At 69.0% G+C, this 15719-nt stretch carries 15 protein-coding genes and 3 pseudogenes; 12 read left to right on the top strand and 6 right to left on the bottom strand.

The window, feature by feature from the left end; genetic code table 11:
- Positions 1-125 precede the first annotated feature (125 nt).
- Positions 126-1343, top strand: coding sequence for a Fic family protein (locus ACWC5O_RS30760; protein WP_450587993.1), 1218 nt, complete (start codon positions 126-128; stop codon positions 1341-1343).
- A 124-nt stretch (positions 1344-1467) separates the two neighbouring features.
- A pseudogene (locus ACWC5O_RS30755) lies at positions 1468-2090 on the top strand (IS5 family transposase); the annotation flags it as partial.
- Between the two features lie 33 nt (positions 2091-2123).
- On the opposite strand, the gene sigJ reads toward ACWC5O_RS30755, so the two are convergent.
- Positions 2124-3041: an RNA polymerase sigma factor SigJ gene (gene sigJ / locus ACWC5O_RS30750; protein ID WP_450587991.1), complete on the bottom strand. Its 918-nt coding sequence runs from the start codon at positions 3039-3041 to the stop codon at positions 2124-2126.
- Between the two features lie 101 nt (positions 3042-3142).
- Here sigJ and ACWC5O_RS30745 point away from each other — a divergent pair, with 101 nt between their 5' ends.
- Both ACWC5O_RS30745 and ACWC5O_RS30740 read left to right on the top strand, forming a co-directional pair.
- Complete coding sequence (locus tag ACWC5O_RS30745; RefSeq protein WP_450587989.1) at positions 3143-3517, top strand: hypothetical protein; 375 nt, start codon at positions 3143-3145, stop codon at positions 3515-3517.
- A 375-nt stretch (positions 3518-3892) separates the two neighbouring features.
- Positions 3893-4117 (top strand): MafI family immunity protein, encoded by a 225-nt coding sequence (locus ACWC5O_RS30740; RefSeq protein ID WP_450587987.1) that lies wholly within the window; start codon positions 3893-3895, stop codon positions 4115-4117.
- 116 nt (positions 4118-4233) lie between these two features.
- Here ACWC5O_RS30740 and ACWC5O_RS30735 read toward each other — a convergent pair whose 3' ends face one another.
- From ACWC5O_RS30735 to ACWC5O_RS30725, 3 genes are all read right to left on the bottom strand, one after another.
- The gene (locus tag ACWC5O_RS30735; RefSeq protein ID WP_450588248.1) at positions 4234-4362 is read right to left on the bottom strand and encodes a hypothetical protein; all 129 of its coding nucleotides are present in this window, start codon (positions 4360-4362) and stop codon (positions 4234-4236) included.
- A gap of 12 nt (positions 4363-4374) precedes the next feature.
- A complete protein-coding gene (locus ACWC5O_RS30730; protein ID WP_450587986.1) occupies positions 4375-4629 on the bottom strand; it encodes a hypothetical protein in 255 nt (84 codons plus the stop codon).
- A gap of 255 nt (positions 4630-4884) precedes the next feature.
- Entirely contained in the window at positions 4885-5370 is a 486-nt protein-coding gene (locus ACWC5O_RS30725; RefSeq protein ID WP_450587984.1) for a hypothetical protein, read from the bottom strand.
- Positions 5371-5928: 558 nt separating this feature from the next.
- Here ACWC5O_RS30725 and ACWC5O_RS30720 point away from each other — a divergent pair.
- The 5 genes and pseudogenes from ACWC5O_RS30720 to ACWC5O_RS30700 all read left to right on the top strand — a co-directional run bounded on the left by ACWC5O_RS30720 (position 5929) and on the right by ACWC5O_RS30700 (position 8750).
- Positions 5929-6051: a hypothetical protein gene (locus ACWC5O_RS30720; RefSeq protein WP_450588267.1), complete on the top strand. Its 123-nt coding sequence runs from the start codon at positions 5929-5931 to the stop codon at positions 6049-6051.
- Between the two features lie 405 nt (positions 6052-6456).
- Positions 6457-6800: pseudogene (locus tag ACWC5O_RS30715) on the top strand (XRE family transcriptional regulator); the annotation flags it as partial.
- Positions 6797-7406: pseudogene (locus tag ACWC5O_RS30710) on the top strand (GNAT family N-acetyltransferase). The pseudogenes ACWC5O_RS30715 and ACWC5O_RS30710, both read left to right, overlap by 4 nt.
- Positions 7407-7645: 239 nt before the next feature.
- Positions 7646-7945, top strand: coding sequence for a tetratricopeptide repeat protein (locus ACWC5O_RS30705; protein WP_450587982.1), 300 nt, complete (start codon positions 7646-7648; stop codon positions 7943-7945).
- Positions 7929-8750 (top strand): hypothetical protein, encoded by an 822-nt coding sequence (locus tag ACWC5O_RS30700; RefSeq protein WP_450587980.1) that lies wholly within the window; start codon positions 7929-7931, stop codon positions 8748-8750. Before ACWC5O_RS30705 ends, ACWC5O_RS30700 begins: the two co-directional genes overlap by 17 nt.
- Positions 8751-8841: 91 nt before the next feature.
- On the opposite strand, the gene ACWC5O_RS30695 is transcribed toward ACWC5O_RS30700, so the two are convergent.
- A complete protein-coding gene (locus tag ACWC5O_RS30695) occupies positions 8842-9063 on the bottom strand; it encodes a hypothetical protein (RefSeq protein ID WP_450587978.1) in 222 nt (73 codons plus the stop codon).
- A 624-nt stretch (positions 9064-9687) separates the two neighbouring features.
- Here ACWC5O_RS30695 and ACWC5O_RS30690 point away from each other — a divergent pair.
- Together ACWC5O_RS30690 and ACWC5O_RS30685 are read left to right on the top strand one after the other, a co-directional pair.
- Positions 9688-10158 carry a hypothetical protein gene (locus ACWC5O_RS30690; RefSeq protein WP_450587976.1) on the top strand — a complete coding sequence of 157 codons (471 nt, stop codon included), beginning with the start codon at positions 9688-9690 and terminating at the stop codon, positions 10156-10158.
- Between the two features lie 120 nt (positions 10159-10278).
- Positions 10279-10551, top strand: a complete 273-nt coding sequence (locus ACWC5O_RS30685; protein WP_450587975.1) for a hypothetical protein — start codon at positions 10279-10281, stop codon at positions 10549-10551.
- Positions 10552-10718: 167 nt separating this feature from the next.
- Here ACWC5O_RS30685 and ACWC5O_RS30680 read toward each other — a convergent pair whose 3' ends face one another.
- On the bottom strand, positions 10719-10955 hold the full coding sequence (locus tag ACWC5O_RS30680) for a BlaI/MecI/CopY family transcriptional regulator (protein WP_450587973.1): 237 nt from the start codon (positions 10953-10955) through the stop codon (positions 10719-10721).
- Between the two features lie 321 nt (positions 10956-11276).
- Between ACWC5O_RS30680 and ACWC5O_RS30675 the strand changes: the two genes are divergently transcribed.
- A complete protein-coding gene (locus ACWC5O_RS30675) occupies positions 11277-15587 on the top strand; it encodes an nSTAND1 domain-containing NTPase (RefSeq protein ID WP_450587972.1) in 4311 nt (1436 codons plus the stop codon).
- Positions 15588-15719: the final 132 nt, after the last annotated feature.

Raw genomic sequence — 15719 nt, 5'->3', positions numbered from 1 at the left:
CCTGGGACGAGGTGGATCCCGCCCGTCATTCTTTCGACGGCGGGTCGGCAGCGCGGGTGGTGAGATCGCTCGGGCCGGCCAGGCGGGTGCCCCGACGCCCCGGCATACCGCCGGGTGACCGAGCCTTGCACGAGTGGAGCTGGGACGAGGCCAAACCCTGGTCCGACGCCATGACCTACGCCCTGGCCGAGCACTACGGCCGCTGGGTCGTCGGCTGGCGGTGGGCGCACGACGAGGGGGATTTCGACGGGGGGCCGGTCGGCAGCTGGTGCTGCCCCCAGCACTCGGTCACCACCCCGGACGAGACCCTCGATCGTGTGACCTCGGCGCTGCGCGAGTGGCGCGAGTGGCTGGAGAGCCTGGCCGCACGGTTCGAGGCCTACCCGCTGGAGCTGGCCGGCATCGACGACCAGCGGATCCTGTGGGACCGCACCGCCCGCAACCTGATCCTGCACGTCACCGACCGCACTGGCTGCGGCAGCGCCTGGTACGGGCACTGCCATCAGGTACTCAGCTGGCTCCTCAGCCGCTGGGGCGTCGCAGCCGACGACGCCGAGCACCTGGTGGACCGGGCGATCGGCGGGCGGTTCAAGAGCTGGACCGGCCCCGATCCGGTGCTGGTCGAGGACATCGCCGAGCGGCTCGCGGCCGCTGTGCGGCCGGACGCGGACGCCCAGGCCGCCGAGTCGCCGCTGCCCGACCACCTCGAGCGCTGGCTCGCGGTGCGGGAAGCCGTGCCGTGGCAGGAGGCCCAGGACAGTACCGGGGACGGACCGGTGACACCGTCCCGCGACGGGGCGGCGGAGGAGATCCGCACCTTCGACGCAATCGTGGACCCCGCCCGCGGACAGGGCCTGCTCACCGCCTTGGAGCTGATGCGGGCCGACGCCGCGCGCGGCGCCCGGCTGGACTTCGACCTGATCCAGGGCTGGCAACGGCACGTCCTGTCCACGCCCGGGCCGCCGCCGTTCCGCAGCCTGCCCGCCTTCGCCAAGGGCGGCCGGGAACGGTACGGCATCGCCCCGGACACTCGCGCCCGCCTCGACGCCTGCCTGGCCGAGAGCACGAAGGACGCCGCCCGGCCCCTCCCGCTGACCGCCCGGGCCGCACGTGCCTTCCTCGATGTCTGCTTCTTCCACCCCTTCGACGACGGCAATGGCCGCTCCGCCCTCCTCGCCCTCCTCTTCGTCCTGGCCCGCGAGGGTGTCGCGCTCGACGGCGTGCGACTGCTGCGCCGTGTCTCCTTCCAGGCCGACGAGCCGCAGGACGCGCTGACCCTCGCCGGGTACATCGACCTCCACCTGCGCGAGACCCGGCGAAGGACCGCCGACTCGGCCTCGTAGACGGGGAGGACCGGCGACTCGGCCTCCTAGACGGCCTGCGGTCGCGTCCCGCTCCGACCGGTGACCTCGGCCGCTCGGTCCCACCCGGCTCGCCGGCACCCGGTCGTCGTCGAGCAGGGAACACCTGCCGAAGGAACTCGACTTTGGCTCGGGTATGACCTGCTGGCGCCGTCTGGCCGAGTGGACCGAGGTCGGCGTGTGGCCCCGGCTGCACGAGGTCCTCCTCGCCAAACTCCGCAGCGCGAACGCCCTGGACTTCTCCCGGGCCGTGGTCGATGGCTCCCATATCCGGGCGTTAAAGGGGGGAGAGCCAAGACGGGACGAAGTCCTGTCGACCGGGGCAGGCCGGGCAGCAAGCATCACCTGATCACCGACGCGACCGGCATCCCTCTCGCTGCCACCCTGACCGGCGGCAACCGCAACGACGTCACCCAGCTGATCCCACTGCTTCAGGCGGTACCGCCGGTGCGGGGCAAGCGTGACCGACCTCGTCGCCGCCCGGACGTGGCACTCGGCGACCGGGGCTACGACCACGACAAGTACCGCCGCCTCCTCTGGGATATCGGCGTGAAGCTGCTGATCGCCCGCCATGGCATCGAGCACGGCTCCGGCCTGGGCGCCCAACGGTGGGCCGTGGAGCGCGCGTTCGCCCATCTGCACTGGTTCCGCCGCCTGCGGATCCGTTGGGAGGTACGCGACGACGTCCACGAAGCATTCCTCACCCTCGGATGCGCGCTCATCTGCTGGCGGCGACCGCACGCTCTGCCGAGCGAAGGCCAGCTAGCCCTCCCGCACCCACGGCCGCAGCTTCTCCGGGTTGCGGACCGCCCAGATCCGGGTGACGCGCCCGTCGGAGACGTCGAACGAGGCTACGGTCATGACGACACCGGCACGCTGGGCCACCAGGCCCGGCACACCGTTGACCGACCGCTCCAGGAGTTCGAGCCCCGGAGCCTTGTCGGCAATGGCGACCATGTACTGGGCGATGCGCGCGCCGCCCTCGACCGGGCGCAGGACGGTGCCGACCACGCCGCCGCCGTCGGCGGTCATCACTGCGGCCGGGTTGAGGAGACCGACGAGGGATGCGATGTCCTTGGTCTCCCATGCCTCTTTGACGTGCCTCACCACGTCGGCCTGGCCGGTCGCCGTCACCGGAGCGCGCGCCACGCTCACCCGCCGCCGGGCGGAGGCCGCTAGCTGCTTGCAGGCTGCAGGGGTCCGGTCGAGAACGTCGGCGATCTCGGCGAACGGGTACCGGAAGACGTCATGCAGGACGAACGCAACCCGCTCGGCGGGCGTCATCGACTCCAGGACGACGAGGAAGGCCATGGCCACCGACTCGTCCAGGACGATCTGGTCGGCGGGGTCTGCAGGGCCGGTGGGGTCGGCGCCGCCCGTGTGGTCCCACTCGGTGCGGTCGGGCAGCGGTTCGGGCAGCCACGCGCCGACATAGCGTTCACGGCGGGCCCGCGCCGAGCCGAGCAGGTCCAGGCAGATGCGGCTGGTCACCGTCGTCAGCCAGGCGCCGGGGGACAGGATCTCCTCCTGCCGGCTTTGTGGCAGCCCGTACCAGCGTGTGTAGGCATCCTGTACTGCGTCCTCGGCCTCGGTCACCGAACCGAGCAACCGGTAAGCGACATTGATCAGGTGGCGTCGCTCGCCGGCTATCTCATCTGTGCCGCTCCCGACAGTCCCCATACTTTCAGCTGCCCCCTCGCCTTACCTTTCACCGGCCCGCGTCGTCGGGCTGGTGAGACCTTATCGATCTACTGCCCGAGGGCGGAAAAGGGGACTGTGACATGGCCACTCAGGTGACGGCGACGGCGAACGCACACCGCAGCTCCTCGTTCCTGCAGATCGCGATCGCCCTGCAGACCCTGACCATCTTCCTTCAGGCGGTCTCCGCCGGACTGCTGCTGACCTCGTCCTACGGAGAGACGCTGCACAGTGCCGGAGCCCGGGTGATGTACGGGGCGTCGATGCTGTACGTGCTCGCGGCGGTGCTGGCGTGGAAGCCGGGCGGCGGCTCGCCCCGGCCTGTCTGGCACGCGTCAGGTTTCCTCGTACTCGCCTCGGTCCAGGTCGTGCTCGGTATCGCGCACGTCCCGTCGGTGCATCTCCCCCTGGGTGTCTTGATGTTCGGTCTGAGTGTCCTGGCGCTGGCCCGGCGCTAAGGTCCGATAGGGGGCCCGCCCGGATCAACTAGGCCGCTTCTTGCGAATCATCTGATCGTTGGTCCGGGGGTGTCGTTGGCTGATGCCAGTGGGCACGGATCGAGCCGTTGCTTCAACTCGTAGCCGATTCCTCCAGACTGTGCCGCCCGCGCGGCACAGGCCGATGCCGACCAGTAGGGAAGACTCCGTGTGCCGTCAGCCGCAACGGGGGGGCGGGCTCCCCTCGTCATCCCGCACAAGCCAGACGACTCAGCTCCGGCGGAGGATCTCCAGGTGACTGATCACCCGCTTGCCTCCTCGTGGACCACCACTCGTGACCATCTCGCTGCAGCCGTGTCCTGCCTTACCGAGACAGCATAGATCGACCCAAGCGGAGTGCAGGAGTGGCTTGACCACAACGAACTCGGACTCGCCTTCGACGACCTTGTCGACCTGGGACATGACCGTGAGCTTGCGCTGACCTTCTGGCAGCACCTCGACATGGCAGCTCGTGAGATGAACCTCTACTCAGCCGCTCTCGACAAGCCGCACCTCACCTCAGCGGACCTCTGTCATCGCCACATCGCAGCCGCATCGGAGGGCGAGTCACACGCTGAGTGACTGAACTCCTCCGCAGACACTGAATACTCGACACATCAATATGCGAGCCCACCAGTCCCAAGGCCGAGGAAGCGACCGCCCTTCTTCTTGCTGAGTCACTCGACTGTGCCCGGTGCCTAGCCGGGGGCGATGATGCCGTCGCAGACCACGCTGGTCAGCAGCTCGGTGAGTTCCGTGTCGACCGGGTGGGAGACAGCGGCGAAGCCGCCATAGGAGGATTTCGGATCGGCATCCCGGGCGCGCAGGGTAGGCGCTGGTCAGGCGCCGTCGCCGGCAACACCGTAGAGCCCCGCGGTGACCTCGTCGACGGGTCCGGACACGGCCGCGCCGGTGGGCGAGACGTGTTTGAAAGAAGCCGCTGCCGGCCGACCGAGGGACTGGCTCGCCTCGTGCACGAGCTGCCGCCCGTTGAGCGCGCCCAGCAAGTTGATGACGGACCGTTGTCCGTGCAGCACCCGAACCGGCCACTGGTCGAGTGTCACCGGCGCGGCAGGTGCGGGTGTCTGGTCCATCGAGAGGCCGTACGACGTGACCGCTCAGACCGTAAAGACGCAGGATCGCCCGCCCCGCTGCGGTGCCCGGTCGCGTAATAGAGGCTCGATCCGCGCCGAATGGATGTCAGTCAACGACACGCCCACACCTACGATCATGATGATCCGAAGGAAACGGCCTGCCGCCTGCCTCGGGCGACGCTCGGGCTGGCCTGACGCCAGGGCCCGGAGCTGCCTGCCGCCCGTTTGGCCGTCGGGGGGGCGACGGGTCGCCTTCTACTTGTCGAGGGCGTCGAGTTGGCGATGGAGGAGATTTCGCGCCCCGCTGCGGTCGGGGGTTGCGGCGGTGAAGTAGTGGATGTAGACGAACACGTTGTTGCGGACGCTGATCAGTTTGACACCGGCGTTGCCGAGGTTGTCGAGGGTGCTGATGACGGAGCCGGTGGCATGGTCCGCAGGGTCCGCGAAGATCTGCTTGTGCGGCGTGCTGCTGGTCTGCCAGGTGTGTGCCATGGACCTGTACATGCTCTCGGCGCCGGTGGGTGCAGCGAACCGAACGAGGAAGATGTCGGTCTGGCTTCCGTCGGTACTGATCCAGCCTTGCCGCGCGGCCGCGACGAAGCGTCGGCGTACGAGCACGGCCTTTTCCCGCGAGACGGCGTCCGCGGCGAAGAGCCCGTGGGCGAAGCCGTCCAAGTCCAGCGCGCCGTTGCGGTCGGTCCAAGCATGCGTGCCTGCCGGGACCGGCAGGATGGCGGCCATGAGCTGTGCTCCCGCCCCCGACGCAGGTGCGCCCAAGCCTGAGGAGGAGGTTGCGGGGGCCGAGGGAGATGAAGCCGCCGAGTCCGTGGCCGCCGGCGAAGGCTGGGAGCGTGGCGTTGAGCAGCCGGCCAGCACTGCCGTCAGGAAGGTTGCGGCGAGGACCCCGGCGTATCGTCTCGGTATGTGCACGCCGGGATCATGGCCGATCCCACGATCTTGCGTCCAGTGTCTATCCGGGTGCTGCCGGACTACTGGGTGAGGATTCCTTGAACCGGGTGATGGGGGGCGGTCACGTAGCGGCCTCGACCCCGAAGGGAATCGAGGTCGGCAGTACTCCCTGTCGCCGTTCACGTGCCATCCGCGGGTACCTGGCCGCGCGCGTAGGCGTGCCAGGATCCGCCCGTGGAATGCGCTGTGTGTGGGCGGGCGATGCAGTGATGGCCGGTGCCGCCGACTGCGTGGGAGGAGGAGATCTGGTGCTGTTCCTGGTGCTGTGCCGCCACCCACGTGGATGGCGAGTGGTTTGAGATCTCATGGCCGCCATACCAACCCATGGACATGCGCGAGTCAGCGTGGCTCGGCCGCCGGGCGCCGGATTGCGGAACCGCTGACGTCGTCGCCTACGCCGAGTGGACCGGCGTTCCGGTACGGGTGCTGTGGCCCGTCGGCGCCACCCGCTGATTGACGCGTGGCCAACTGGACGACGCGACCCTGCAATCCTGGATCGACGAGACCCGCGAACGAGCGGCACGCCGAATCCGGGACTTTCACCTGAAGACGTGACTTGGCGTCACCCCCCGTTGAACGGTATCCGGTCCTGCAGACTCTCTGTGCCACCGTCATGGAGGCCCATCGGTCAATGTCCTCTCCGGTCACGAACACAGTGCGGATCTCCTGGATCGGGTCGTGCAGCTGCTGTGCGGCCGCGCTGCCGGGTGAGCCGAGGTCCTTGCGGGCGGCGTCCAGCAGGACCGTCAGGTGGTGGCCGCGGATCCGGCCGGTGCCGGTGCGCTCTACCTGGGTGAGCGCGGCGTGGAGCTGCCGGCGGTAGGCGCCGGGCTGGACTTGGGCGAGCCGTCCGCGCCGCAGGTCGAGCTGGACTCACTGGCCCTGTCGGCGTACCTGGCGTTCGGCGACTACCCGACCGCCGAACGCCACGCCCATCGCTGCCGGTCCGCCCTGCGCCCCCACAGTGGCCGCTCCCGCGCCATCACCCAGGCCTGGCTCGCACACGCCCGGGGCGACCCCGACGCCGCCATCGCCACCGCCACCGCCACCGCCATGAAAGTGGCTGCCACTGCCGCTACCCAGAATGCCCGGGTATCCCGCATGCTCCATGAGTTCGGGGCCGCGCTACGCGCTACCGCGTCCGGCAGCCCCTCGCGCAGACCTGGACCGAGCGCACCGCCGCCTCGAGGACCAGCGCATGACCACGGCACCCGCCATCGACCTCCGCACGTACACATGCTCGACGCCGTACGCGGAGACCTGATCGACGTCTACGCCGATGCGCGAGCAACCATGCTCCACCTGCCGAACTACGCCGCCACCAGGTTGGGGGAGCGCCTGGACCGGCACGGCGGCGAGCCCGGTTTCACCGCCATCCTCGCGAACGCGTACGACCAGCCGGTCGGCCACGGCTACGCCAACACCGTCGAGACGGAGACCGGTACTGGCAGCGCACCACTCCACCGCCGGCGGATAGGTACGCCGCGCATCCGGCCACCGCTCTCAGGGAGATCGGTGTACGCACGGCGTGGCGCGGCACTGGGGCCGCGCGGCGCATCCATGACGCGCTCCTGGCCACCCGCGAAGAGCCGCATGTGACACGCATGGTCAACATGGCGGCCGGTGACGGCAAAGTCCATGCGGTCTACCGGGCATGGGGGTACCCAGACATCGGGCACGGCCAGCCCTCGCCGGCCTCCCCCCTCCTCACCGTGATGCTCCGCGCCACCCGCAGACCGGCACCACCACGGCGGCCCGCCGCCCGACCTGTGGGGGCCGGCCGCCGTCCTAGGCTCGCTGACGAATAGCGTCCACCTGCGCACATGTTGCTCGGGACATGCGAGGGTTCCCCTGTCGAACTCGTCGAATGCCCAGAGCGGCAGGGTCTTCCCCCGCCTCGCCTTGGCGTGCGGTATGAAGAGGGTCAGTCACGCGGCGGGGAACCGCGGGGTTGGGGCGGAAGGGCTCAGTGGCGTTACAGCAGAGTTCGCGGGGCAAGCCAGACCCTGGTCTGGAGCAAGCCGCTGAATTTGGTGATCCACGGGCGATGATGCGTCTGGCCCGCTTCTTCGAACGCCGCGATCCCGAGCAGGCTCAACGGTGGCTTCATGATGCCGTTGAGGCCGGTGAGAGCGAAGCCATGTACCGTCTCGCTGAGCTCCTCACCGCACGACAGCCAGACCAAGCCCGACACTGGTACCGGCGGGCCGCGGAGGCGGAACACCACCAAGCCATGTACGCGATGGGCACGACGGGCGACGACCTCGAGGAGCGCGGTAGATGGCTGCGTCGCGCTGCCCAGAAGGGGCATGTCGACGCGATGCTGGACCTTGGCCGCGCTCCGTGATCGGGAGTTGCCCGAAGAGGCGGAACGCTGGCTCCGCGCAGCGGCCGAGGACGGCGGCGAGCAGTGGGTCGAGCCACTCGACCCGGCCAAGATCGATGCCGGCCTCGGTCCGCGGCACCAGGCCTGTCTCGATCTCGTGGCCCTGTTGACTGCGCAGGGCCGCCTCGATGAGGCAACCCAGTGGCGCGACCGCGCGAAGCGCATCCTCAACTGGGAGTCAAACGTAAATCGCTCGTTCTTCAGACGAGCGGGCACGGGGACGGTCGTGGTGACCGCCGTGGTCGCGACCGCTGTCATCCCCTTCGTACAGGCCCTGATCTCCAAAGCAGCCGAGGACGCGTACGGGCAAGCACGCGCGCTGGTCCAGCGCATGCTCCGCCGGTCCTCCCCTCAGCACGAGGCCGGCAACGGGGCGACGCTGCTCATCACGGACGACCCCGACGCACACATCACCTTGTGCTTGTGGTCAGACGTCACGGACGAGGCCTTGCGGGCCCTGGCTTCTCTTGATCTCGACGAGCTGACCGCCCAGCGGCCCGACCGTGGCCGGATCTGGTCTGGAACCCGGCCAATTCAAGGTGGCAGATCCGCGGCGACCAGCGAGATCAGTAAAGGATCGCCCGCTGTCCGGCGAGCAATCGGTGCCACGATGAGGCGGAGCCAGGCCGTTCCGTCACCTCACGGTCCGCATGTCGTCGGTGCGCTTCCTATTGAGGCCAACCAGCACTCGGCCGCTCTCGCAGCTCAGGCGTCCGCGGCGTTGGCCGCCGAGGCACGCCTTCACCGAGGAGAAGGGCATCGTTGACGAGTCCTTCACCTGCGTCGCCATCACCGAGACGCACGCGCCCCCCGGCGGCACGTGGCCTGGCTGCCGAGTGGCCGGTAGTTCCCGCCGGTCACTCGGCAGCGGCTCGCAGATCCGCTGCCGTCAGCAGCGACAACTGCCTGATGCCCGCGGCCGCGAGGGCATCGGCAACTTCGGCGAGACGGCAGGTGTCATACGGCTTGGCCTGCTTGCGCACGAACGCACAGAGGAGACCCGTATGCCGGCCGAGCGCGGTCACGACAGGAATGCCGCCCATCTCCAGACCCGCCAACACCTCCGTGTCGGACGGCACCAGCGGCGCCAGCCATGGCCTGTCGTTCGTAGGGCTGGCGAGCGCCGAGCCGAGATCGCCCGCGACCGTGCTGTCAGTGCCCGGTGGCAGGATCGACCCGGTGATCCGTTCACGGACAGGGGTCTATGTCGTGACGAGTACGTACGAGTGGCCGCGCGGGGCTCTTGTCGTCGACGAGTTGCAGGTCCAGGTGGAGCGCCCGCAGCGAAGCGAGGACGTACGACCTGGGCGGGCGGCGAGCGATCGGCCAACGGGCGGCCTTGGACCCAGCGCTCGGGAAGGGGCCGCCCTGCCATGTCTGCGCTGGGCCATCCGGGTGTTGGTTTTACCGCCGGGAGCCAGCAACGTTTGTTGGTCACCGCTGGAAACGCTCCGTCAGCGACAAGAAACATGTCGCTGAGTTCTGGGAGCGCCCCCGGTACTTGCCTCCGGCCGTCTCGTTTGCTGGTCGGCTCGGAATAGTGATCACGCCCCGGACTCCAGATCTCTGACCCCAGCCGCGAACTTGGCAGGGTAGGTCCGGAGCGCGTCAGGCGTAACCCCGCCCCCGATGGCGCCGCCGCGTACCTCGCTGTCCGCCGACCTCACCACTGAAACCGACTGCCCGAGAGGACCTAACACCTGATGTCCATATGGCCTTCTATCGTTGCCGTACTCGGTACCCTCGCCGGTGCCCTGACCGCCGGACTCCTTCAGCACCGTTCGGCACGCACCGCACGCGCCGAGGAGCGCGCCGACAGCCACCGCCAGGACCAGCTCGGTGCCGTCACCGACTTCGCGGCAGCCCTGGACGCGCACCGCTCGGCGATGTTCCATCGGGAGCGTCTGGCCCTGACCGAGGCAGGCACCGAGCACCAGCTGGAGGCCCAGACGAGGTCCCACGACACCCGGGCGGCAATCACCGCGCCCCACATCCGCCTTCAGGTCTTGGTCCCCGAGCTGGCCGGCCCCGCCCAGCAGGCCGCAGATGCCACGTACGCGCTGCGCAAGGCCATCGACCGGCCCGAGCTGGACGCCCGGCGGCATGCGGCCAAGGAAGCTTCCGTCGCCTTCATCGCTGCGGCCGCCACGCTGCTGAGCCCCAACAACCGCTGACTGAGGGCGATGAGTTGGTGTGCGGCCACCTCGCTGACTTCTCGGAGGAATGGGCCACTGGCCGCCGCGGACGAGGTCTTCAACTGACGCTTGCACGGAAGTGTGGTCATAGTCTCCGACTTGGCGGGTCTGAGTAACTTCACCGATCTGAAGTCCAGCCGCGCGGACACGCTGCACGCCCTGAAGGCCCTCTACACCGTGGTCGAGCTGACCCCGACCCCGCCCGGCGGCGTGGCCGCACGCGCCCAGCGCCTCGCGGCCCAGTCCCGCGAGCGTGCCCAGGCACCCCCGCTCATGGCCGACCGCCCGCACAGCGACGACCGCGCTGCCGAGCAGAGGCAGACACCGCACCAGCAAGCGCCACGCACCGGGTCGTCCCTCCGCCCGACCTGAGCCGCAGCCGGGGCAGCGCGCACCCCACGGTGCCGGGCCACCCACTGCTGCGGGACGCCCCCGGCATGCAGCGGCGCCACACTCCTTGCCAGCAGCGCGCTGTCGCCGGGCTTCCTGCGGCGCGCCCCCTGCCAGCGAGGCACAGACCGCAGACCATTGTCGCGGTGTCAGGCCTGCGCCAGCACCTTCTCGCTCTCCTCGCCCGCCGAGGTACCAGCCACCTGGCCTGCCGGCGACGGGGTGGTGTCCGCCTCCTGCCCGGCGGACCCGGTCTGTTGCTGCAGTGTGTAGTACACGGTCCTTCCCTGCTTCGTCCGCTCGATGCGGCTCTTGGCGACGAGGCGCTCCAGGGTGTTGCGCACGGTGTTGACGTCACGGGCCCGCACGGGGAACTGCTGTTCCAAGGCGACGGTGGCTTCGGCCGCGGTGCGCGGTTCACCGGAGGCCCTGTCCAGGACGGGCTACCGACGGAATTCGCTGACCTGTGGAAACGCGGCCCGTGTCGTGTGGATTTCCCGTGCTGAGGTGTGAGGATTCCCGGGTTTCCACGATCGGGAGTTACACCGAACGATTTACATTCCCCCGGCAGGGATCCGATGGTGCGACTTTCCACCCGGGCGAGCGCGCACGACTTCAACTGGCATCGTGCAGGGCGAGTTGTGCGCGGCAGCTGTGCCGGGGATGCTGACTTGTCCAGTGCTGTTAGAGAAGCCAAGAGGGAGTCCATGGCCGTGATACGGGGGAGCGACGTCCTTGAGGCGTCGCAGGTGCGGATCTATTCGGCCGCCGGTGAGGTGATCGGCGCAGGCTTCCTCGTCGCTGACGATGTGGTGTGCACGTGCGCCCATGTTGTTGCGGAGGCGCTCTGCGTCCCAGATGCCACAGAGCAGGCGCCCTGCACACCGTTGGACCTCGATTTTCCGCTGTTGGCGGGCCGCCCCCGGGCGCGGGCGACCGTGGTGTCCTGGCGGCACGGGGGGAGCGACGTCGCCCTGCTGCGGTTCAACGCGGAAGTCCCGGGTGCACGGCCAGCGCCGCTCGCCGAGGGGACCGACGTCTGGGGACATACGTTTCGGGCATTCGGCTACCCAGCCGATGCCGATGACGGTGTATGGGCCTCAGGCACCCTCCGTGCCGGGCAGGGATCGGGCTGGTTGCAGATGGAGGCCGATGCTTCTGGACCACGCATTGCGGAAGGGTTCAGCGGGGCGCCGGTCTGGGACGACGCGCAGGACGGCGTCGTCGGGATGACGGTGGCCGAGCAGCAGGGCGAGCGCACCGCGTACCTGCTGCCGTCGACCGAACTGGTCGACGAGGGGACGCTTCCGCCGCGCTGCCCGTTCCAAGGGCTCGCGGCGTTCACGGAAAACGACGCGGAGTTCTTCCACGGCCGCGACAACGACGCCGGCCGCGTGCACCGCGCTGTGCGCTCGCGGCCAGTGACGCTGGTGGCCGGGCCCTCGGGATGCGGGAAGTCGTCCCTCGTACGGGCCGGGGTGCTGCCCCGGCTGCACGCCGAAGGCATGAGTGCCTACGCGATACGGCCGGTGACCGGGGCGCGGGCGGCCACCGTGCTCGCGCGGGCGTTGACCGGGGTGCTGGAGCCGGAGCTCAGCGAGGTCGATCGGCTCGCCAAGGCCGAAGATTTGGCGAGGCTACTCGACGGAGGCGACGGGGTGGTTGCCGAACTGCGCAGCAGGATCCTCGCGTGTTCCGGTACCGCCGGGCACGTCCTCTTCGTCGACCAGCTCGAGGAGTATGTCGTCGCCGACCCTGCCGCCGCCCGTGAGCTGTTAGCTCTCATGGCCGAGCTCGCGGGCCCTGATGGCGCGGCAAGCGTGAGTGGCAGTGGTGCTGCTGGCTTACGGATCGTTGCTACAGCGCGCCCCGACTCTCTCGACCTGCTTGTCACCGCCGATACTTCTGACCTGGTCAGCGACTCTGTGCAATTCCTTGCGCCACTGGCGGCCGACGACCTTCTGCACGCGGTGACCGGCCCGGTGGCCGCAGTGCCGGGGCTGTGGTTCGAGCCCGGGCTGCCCGAGAGGATCGTTGCGGACGCGGGCGACGAGCCGGGGCGGATGCCACTGGTTCAGTTCGCTCTGACGGAGCTGTGGAAGCGGCGTACGCGGTCCACGCTCACGCACGCCGCCTACAACGAGCTCGGTGGAGTCGCAGGCGCTCTCGTTGGGTATGCGGACGACGCGCTCGCCGGGCTGAAATCTACCCAGCAGGACAGCGCCCGCCGGCTGTTCGTGCAGCTGGCCCGGCCCGGCGACGGTGACACCTTCCCCCGCAGCCCGGTCCGAACCGCGGACCTTGCCCCCGAACTCCTCGACCTGGCCCGGGAGCTGGCCCCCAGCAAGCTCGTCGTGCTCTCTCACGCCTCTGGGGCCGCAGAGCCGGAGGAGATCGTTGAACTCGCACATGAAGCGCTGACCGCCCTCTGGCCACGCCTGAGGCAATGGCTCGTCGACTCCAGGGACTTCCGCCTGTGGCAGGAACAACTCCGGACCGACCTGCGCCGCTGGCAAGCACAAGGCGGCGAGCCCGCCCGCCTGCTGAGCGGGACCGACCTGGCCGAGGCCACCCACAGGCTGGCCGAAAACTCCGAGGACATTTCCGCCGACGAGCGCGGCTACATCCATCTGAGCCGCCGCCGTTCCCGTCGCGGCGCCCGCCTCAAGCAGGCAGCCGTCGGAGCTCTAGCAGCCCTCACCGTGCTCGCCGTCGTACTTGCCTTCTCCACCTGGCAGAGCCTCCAGCGCACCGAACAACAACTGCGCATCCAGGCCGCGGGCCTGCTCGCCCAGGCCGCTGAGGACCGCCCGGGCAGCGACCCCGCCACCGCGCTGCAACTCGCCCTGGCCGCGTGGAACACCCGGCAGACCACCGCAACCCGCCAGGCCCTGCTGCACCAGTACACGCGCGAGCAATACCTGGTGGGCAGCTACCCCTCCGTGTGGCAGGGCCGCGTCACCGGCATGGACGCCACCCCGGACGGCCGCACCCTCGTCGTGCGGTCGAGGCCCAGCGGCGGCAGCCGTCTGACGATCACCGCGGTCAGCGGAGTCCTCCAAGGAAAGCCCAAGGCACGACAGCTGAACGGCGTCCCGGAAGGAATGGTGCTGAAGACGGCCATCAGCCCGGACGGCCGCTTCTTCGCCGCGTCCGGAGGCGAAGGGCTACAACTGTGGCGACTGGACGACCCCCAGCACCCCACCGTCCTCCACCTTGGCAACCACGAACTACCTGAGAAGGCCGGAGCCTCCCTGGACTTCAGCAGTGACGGAATGCGACTGCTGCTGACAATGGACGACAACTCCATGGAGTGCTTCAACGGCACCCAGCGGTGCATCCCCGCCTTCGCCGAGGCATGGAACATACCCTCCGGCACCCGGATCCACGTACCGGGCGGAATCGTCCCTGAGACCGGGCTGAAGGAGGCCGCGTTCACCGAGGACGCGGACACCGTCGCGACGATCAGCTACACCCATAAGCAACTTCGCCAACGTATCGAGGTCAGAGACTTCACCACCGGCCGACTGCGGTATACCTACACCACCTCGGACGCGGGCGGTGCAGAGCTGCAAGACGGCGGTGAACTCCTTGTCCGGACGGACACCACCCACCCATACGCGCTAGCGCTCAGTACCACACCTGGCCACAAGACCGCACTGCCCACAAGCGGGAGTGGCCCGGACGCCACCTCGCGGTACGGCGTCGACAACACAGCGGTCACCTCCTACGCCGGGCCCACGGACGGAGGCTACGCCGAGCCGACCCTGACCGATCTGCGCACTGGGCACACCTACCGCACCCGCATCCCGACCTCGGGCGACACCCCCGCCGCGTACACAGGTGTCGCGGCGGTGCCGCGCACGGGTGGCGGCCTCACCGTCCTCGTGCCCGTCGGCACGACGCTGATGGCGGTGCGCGCCGATCCGGCGGGCGGCGAACGGTTCGAGGCCGACACAGGGAATTACAGCCTGTCGCCGGACGGGCGCTACATCGCCCTGGCCACCGACCGGCGCCTCGAGGTCCTCGACGCCTCCCGCACCCGCCACCAATCGGTGTCACTGCCCATGCCTGCCGAGACGGTGCACTGGATACCCACGTGGACGGCCGACTCGAAGCGGATCGTGGTATGGGGCCAGAGCGGTAACCTCTACCGGTCGTACTCTGTGCAGAACCTCCACGACAGTGTGCCGCTCGACGACGTCATGCCGAAGGCGAAGGCACTGGATCGTGTCACTGAGTGGCGGGGCGGCGAAGTGGACAGCGTCGCAGCATTGCAGGGCAGCGAGATCGTTCTGTTGACGGTGGAGGGTAGGCTCGCCCGCGTCGACGCCGCCGACTCGGGCATCCGCACCCAGCCCTTCCTTGTCCATCCCGCACCGAACTGGGCTGGCATCCTGACCGGCGACCTCTTTGCACACGTCCAGCTGATTGCCCGACCAGGGCACCCCGGACAGGTTGCCGCAGTCACGATGACGGGAAACCAGCGCGGCGAGATCCTGCTATGGGATGTTCGTGCACCCCGACGCATCGCCACACTGCCAGGGCCAGCCATCAGCGTTCCGTTCGGCACCGTCTACTCCTACACTAGTGCGCTTGCCTTCGACACGGACGGCTCGCATCTCGCCGTGCAGAACACCGACGGGCAGGTCCACGTCTGGGACGTCGACCGAAGGAAGCAGCTGGCCGGCAGCGTGCCCCGCCGCACCAACGACACCCTGGTCGGTTTCGGCCCCGGCGACAGCGTCGTCACTTACCTGGTGGCCAAGAAGCAGGTCCAGATCTACGACCTGACAAGCGGCGAATCCAACACTGTGGCAATCGAGGGCGGAGACTGGATCACAGGCTTCGTACACGGTCACCGCCTGACCATCGACACCGGCCGCCTGCGCCAGACCTTCGACCTTCGCCCCGACATCCAATTCCACACCCTGTGCGACGCCGTAGGACGTGACTACACCAAAGCCGAGCGCAAGCTGCTGCCGAAGGGAACCCCGTCGAAGGCGCCCTGCACCTGATAGCCCCCGCTGGCAGGCGAATTCCAGGGGTCGTTGCAACACAGTGATCAACTGGCTGTGGCCAGGAGCTTAGCGAGGCGCGGGGGGGGGGGTTTTCAGACGGGCGGGTTGGGTGGGGGGGGGGTAATCTGA

It is taken from the genome of Streptomyces sp. NPDC001450 (assembly GCF_053597295.1).
This window is presented reverse-complemented; position numbering and strand designations above follow the sequence as displayed.

What these genes read in the sequence shown, in the direction of transcription:
- ACWC5O_RS30720 (WP_450588267.1), top strand. Translation starts at nt 5,929, where the DNA reads ATGCGCGAGTCAGCGTGGCTCGGCCGCCGGGCGCCGGATTGCGGAACC.
- ACWC5O_RS30675 (WP_450587972.1), top strand. Translation starts at nt 11,277, where the DNA reads ATGGCCGTGATACGGGGGAGCGACGTCCTTGAGGCGTCGCAGGTGCGG.
- ACWC5O_RS30745 (WP_450587989.1), top strand. Translation starts at nt 3,143, where the DNA reads ATGGCCACTCAGGTGACGGCGACGGCGAACGCACACCGCAGCTCCTCG.
- ACWC5O_RS30725 (WP_450587984.1), bottom strand. Translation starts at nt 5,370, where the DNA reads ATGGCCGCCATCCTGCCGGTCCCGGCAGGCACGCATGCTTGGACCGAC.
- ACWC5O_RS30705 (WP_450587982.1), top strand. Translation starts at nt 7,646, where the DNA reads ATGATGCGTCTGGCCCGCTTCTTCGAACGCCGCGATCCCGAGCAGGCT.
- ACWC5O_RS30730 (WP_450587986.1), bottom strand. Translation starts at nt 4,629, where the DNA reads ATGGACCAGACACCCGCACCTGCCGCGCCGGTGACACTCGACCAGTGG.
- ACWC5O_RS30690 (WP_450587976.1), top strand. Translation starts at nt 9,688, where the DNA reads ATGTCCATATGGCCTTCTATCGTTGCCGTACTCGGTACCCTCGCCGGT.
- sigJ (WP_450587991.1), bottom strand. Translation starts at nt 3,041, where the DNA reads ATGGGGACTGTCGGGAGCGGCACAGATGAGATAGCCGGCGAGCGACGC.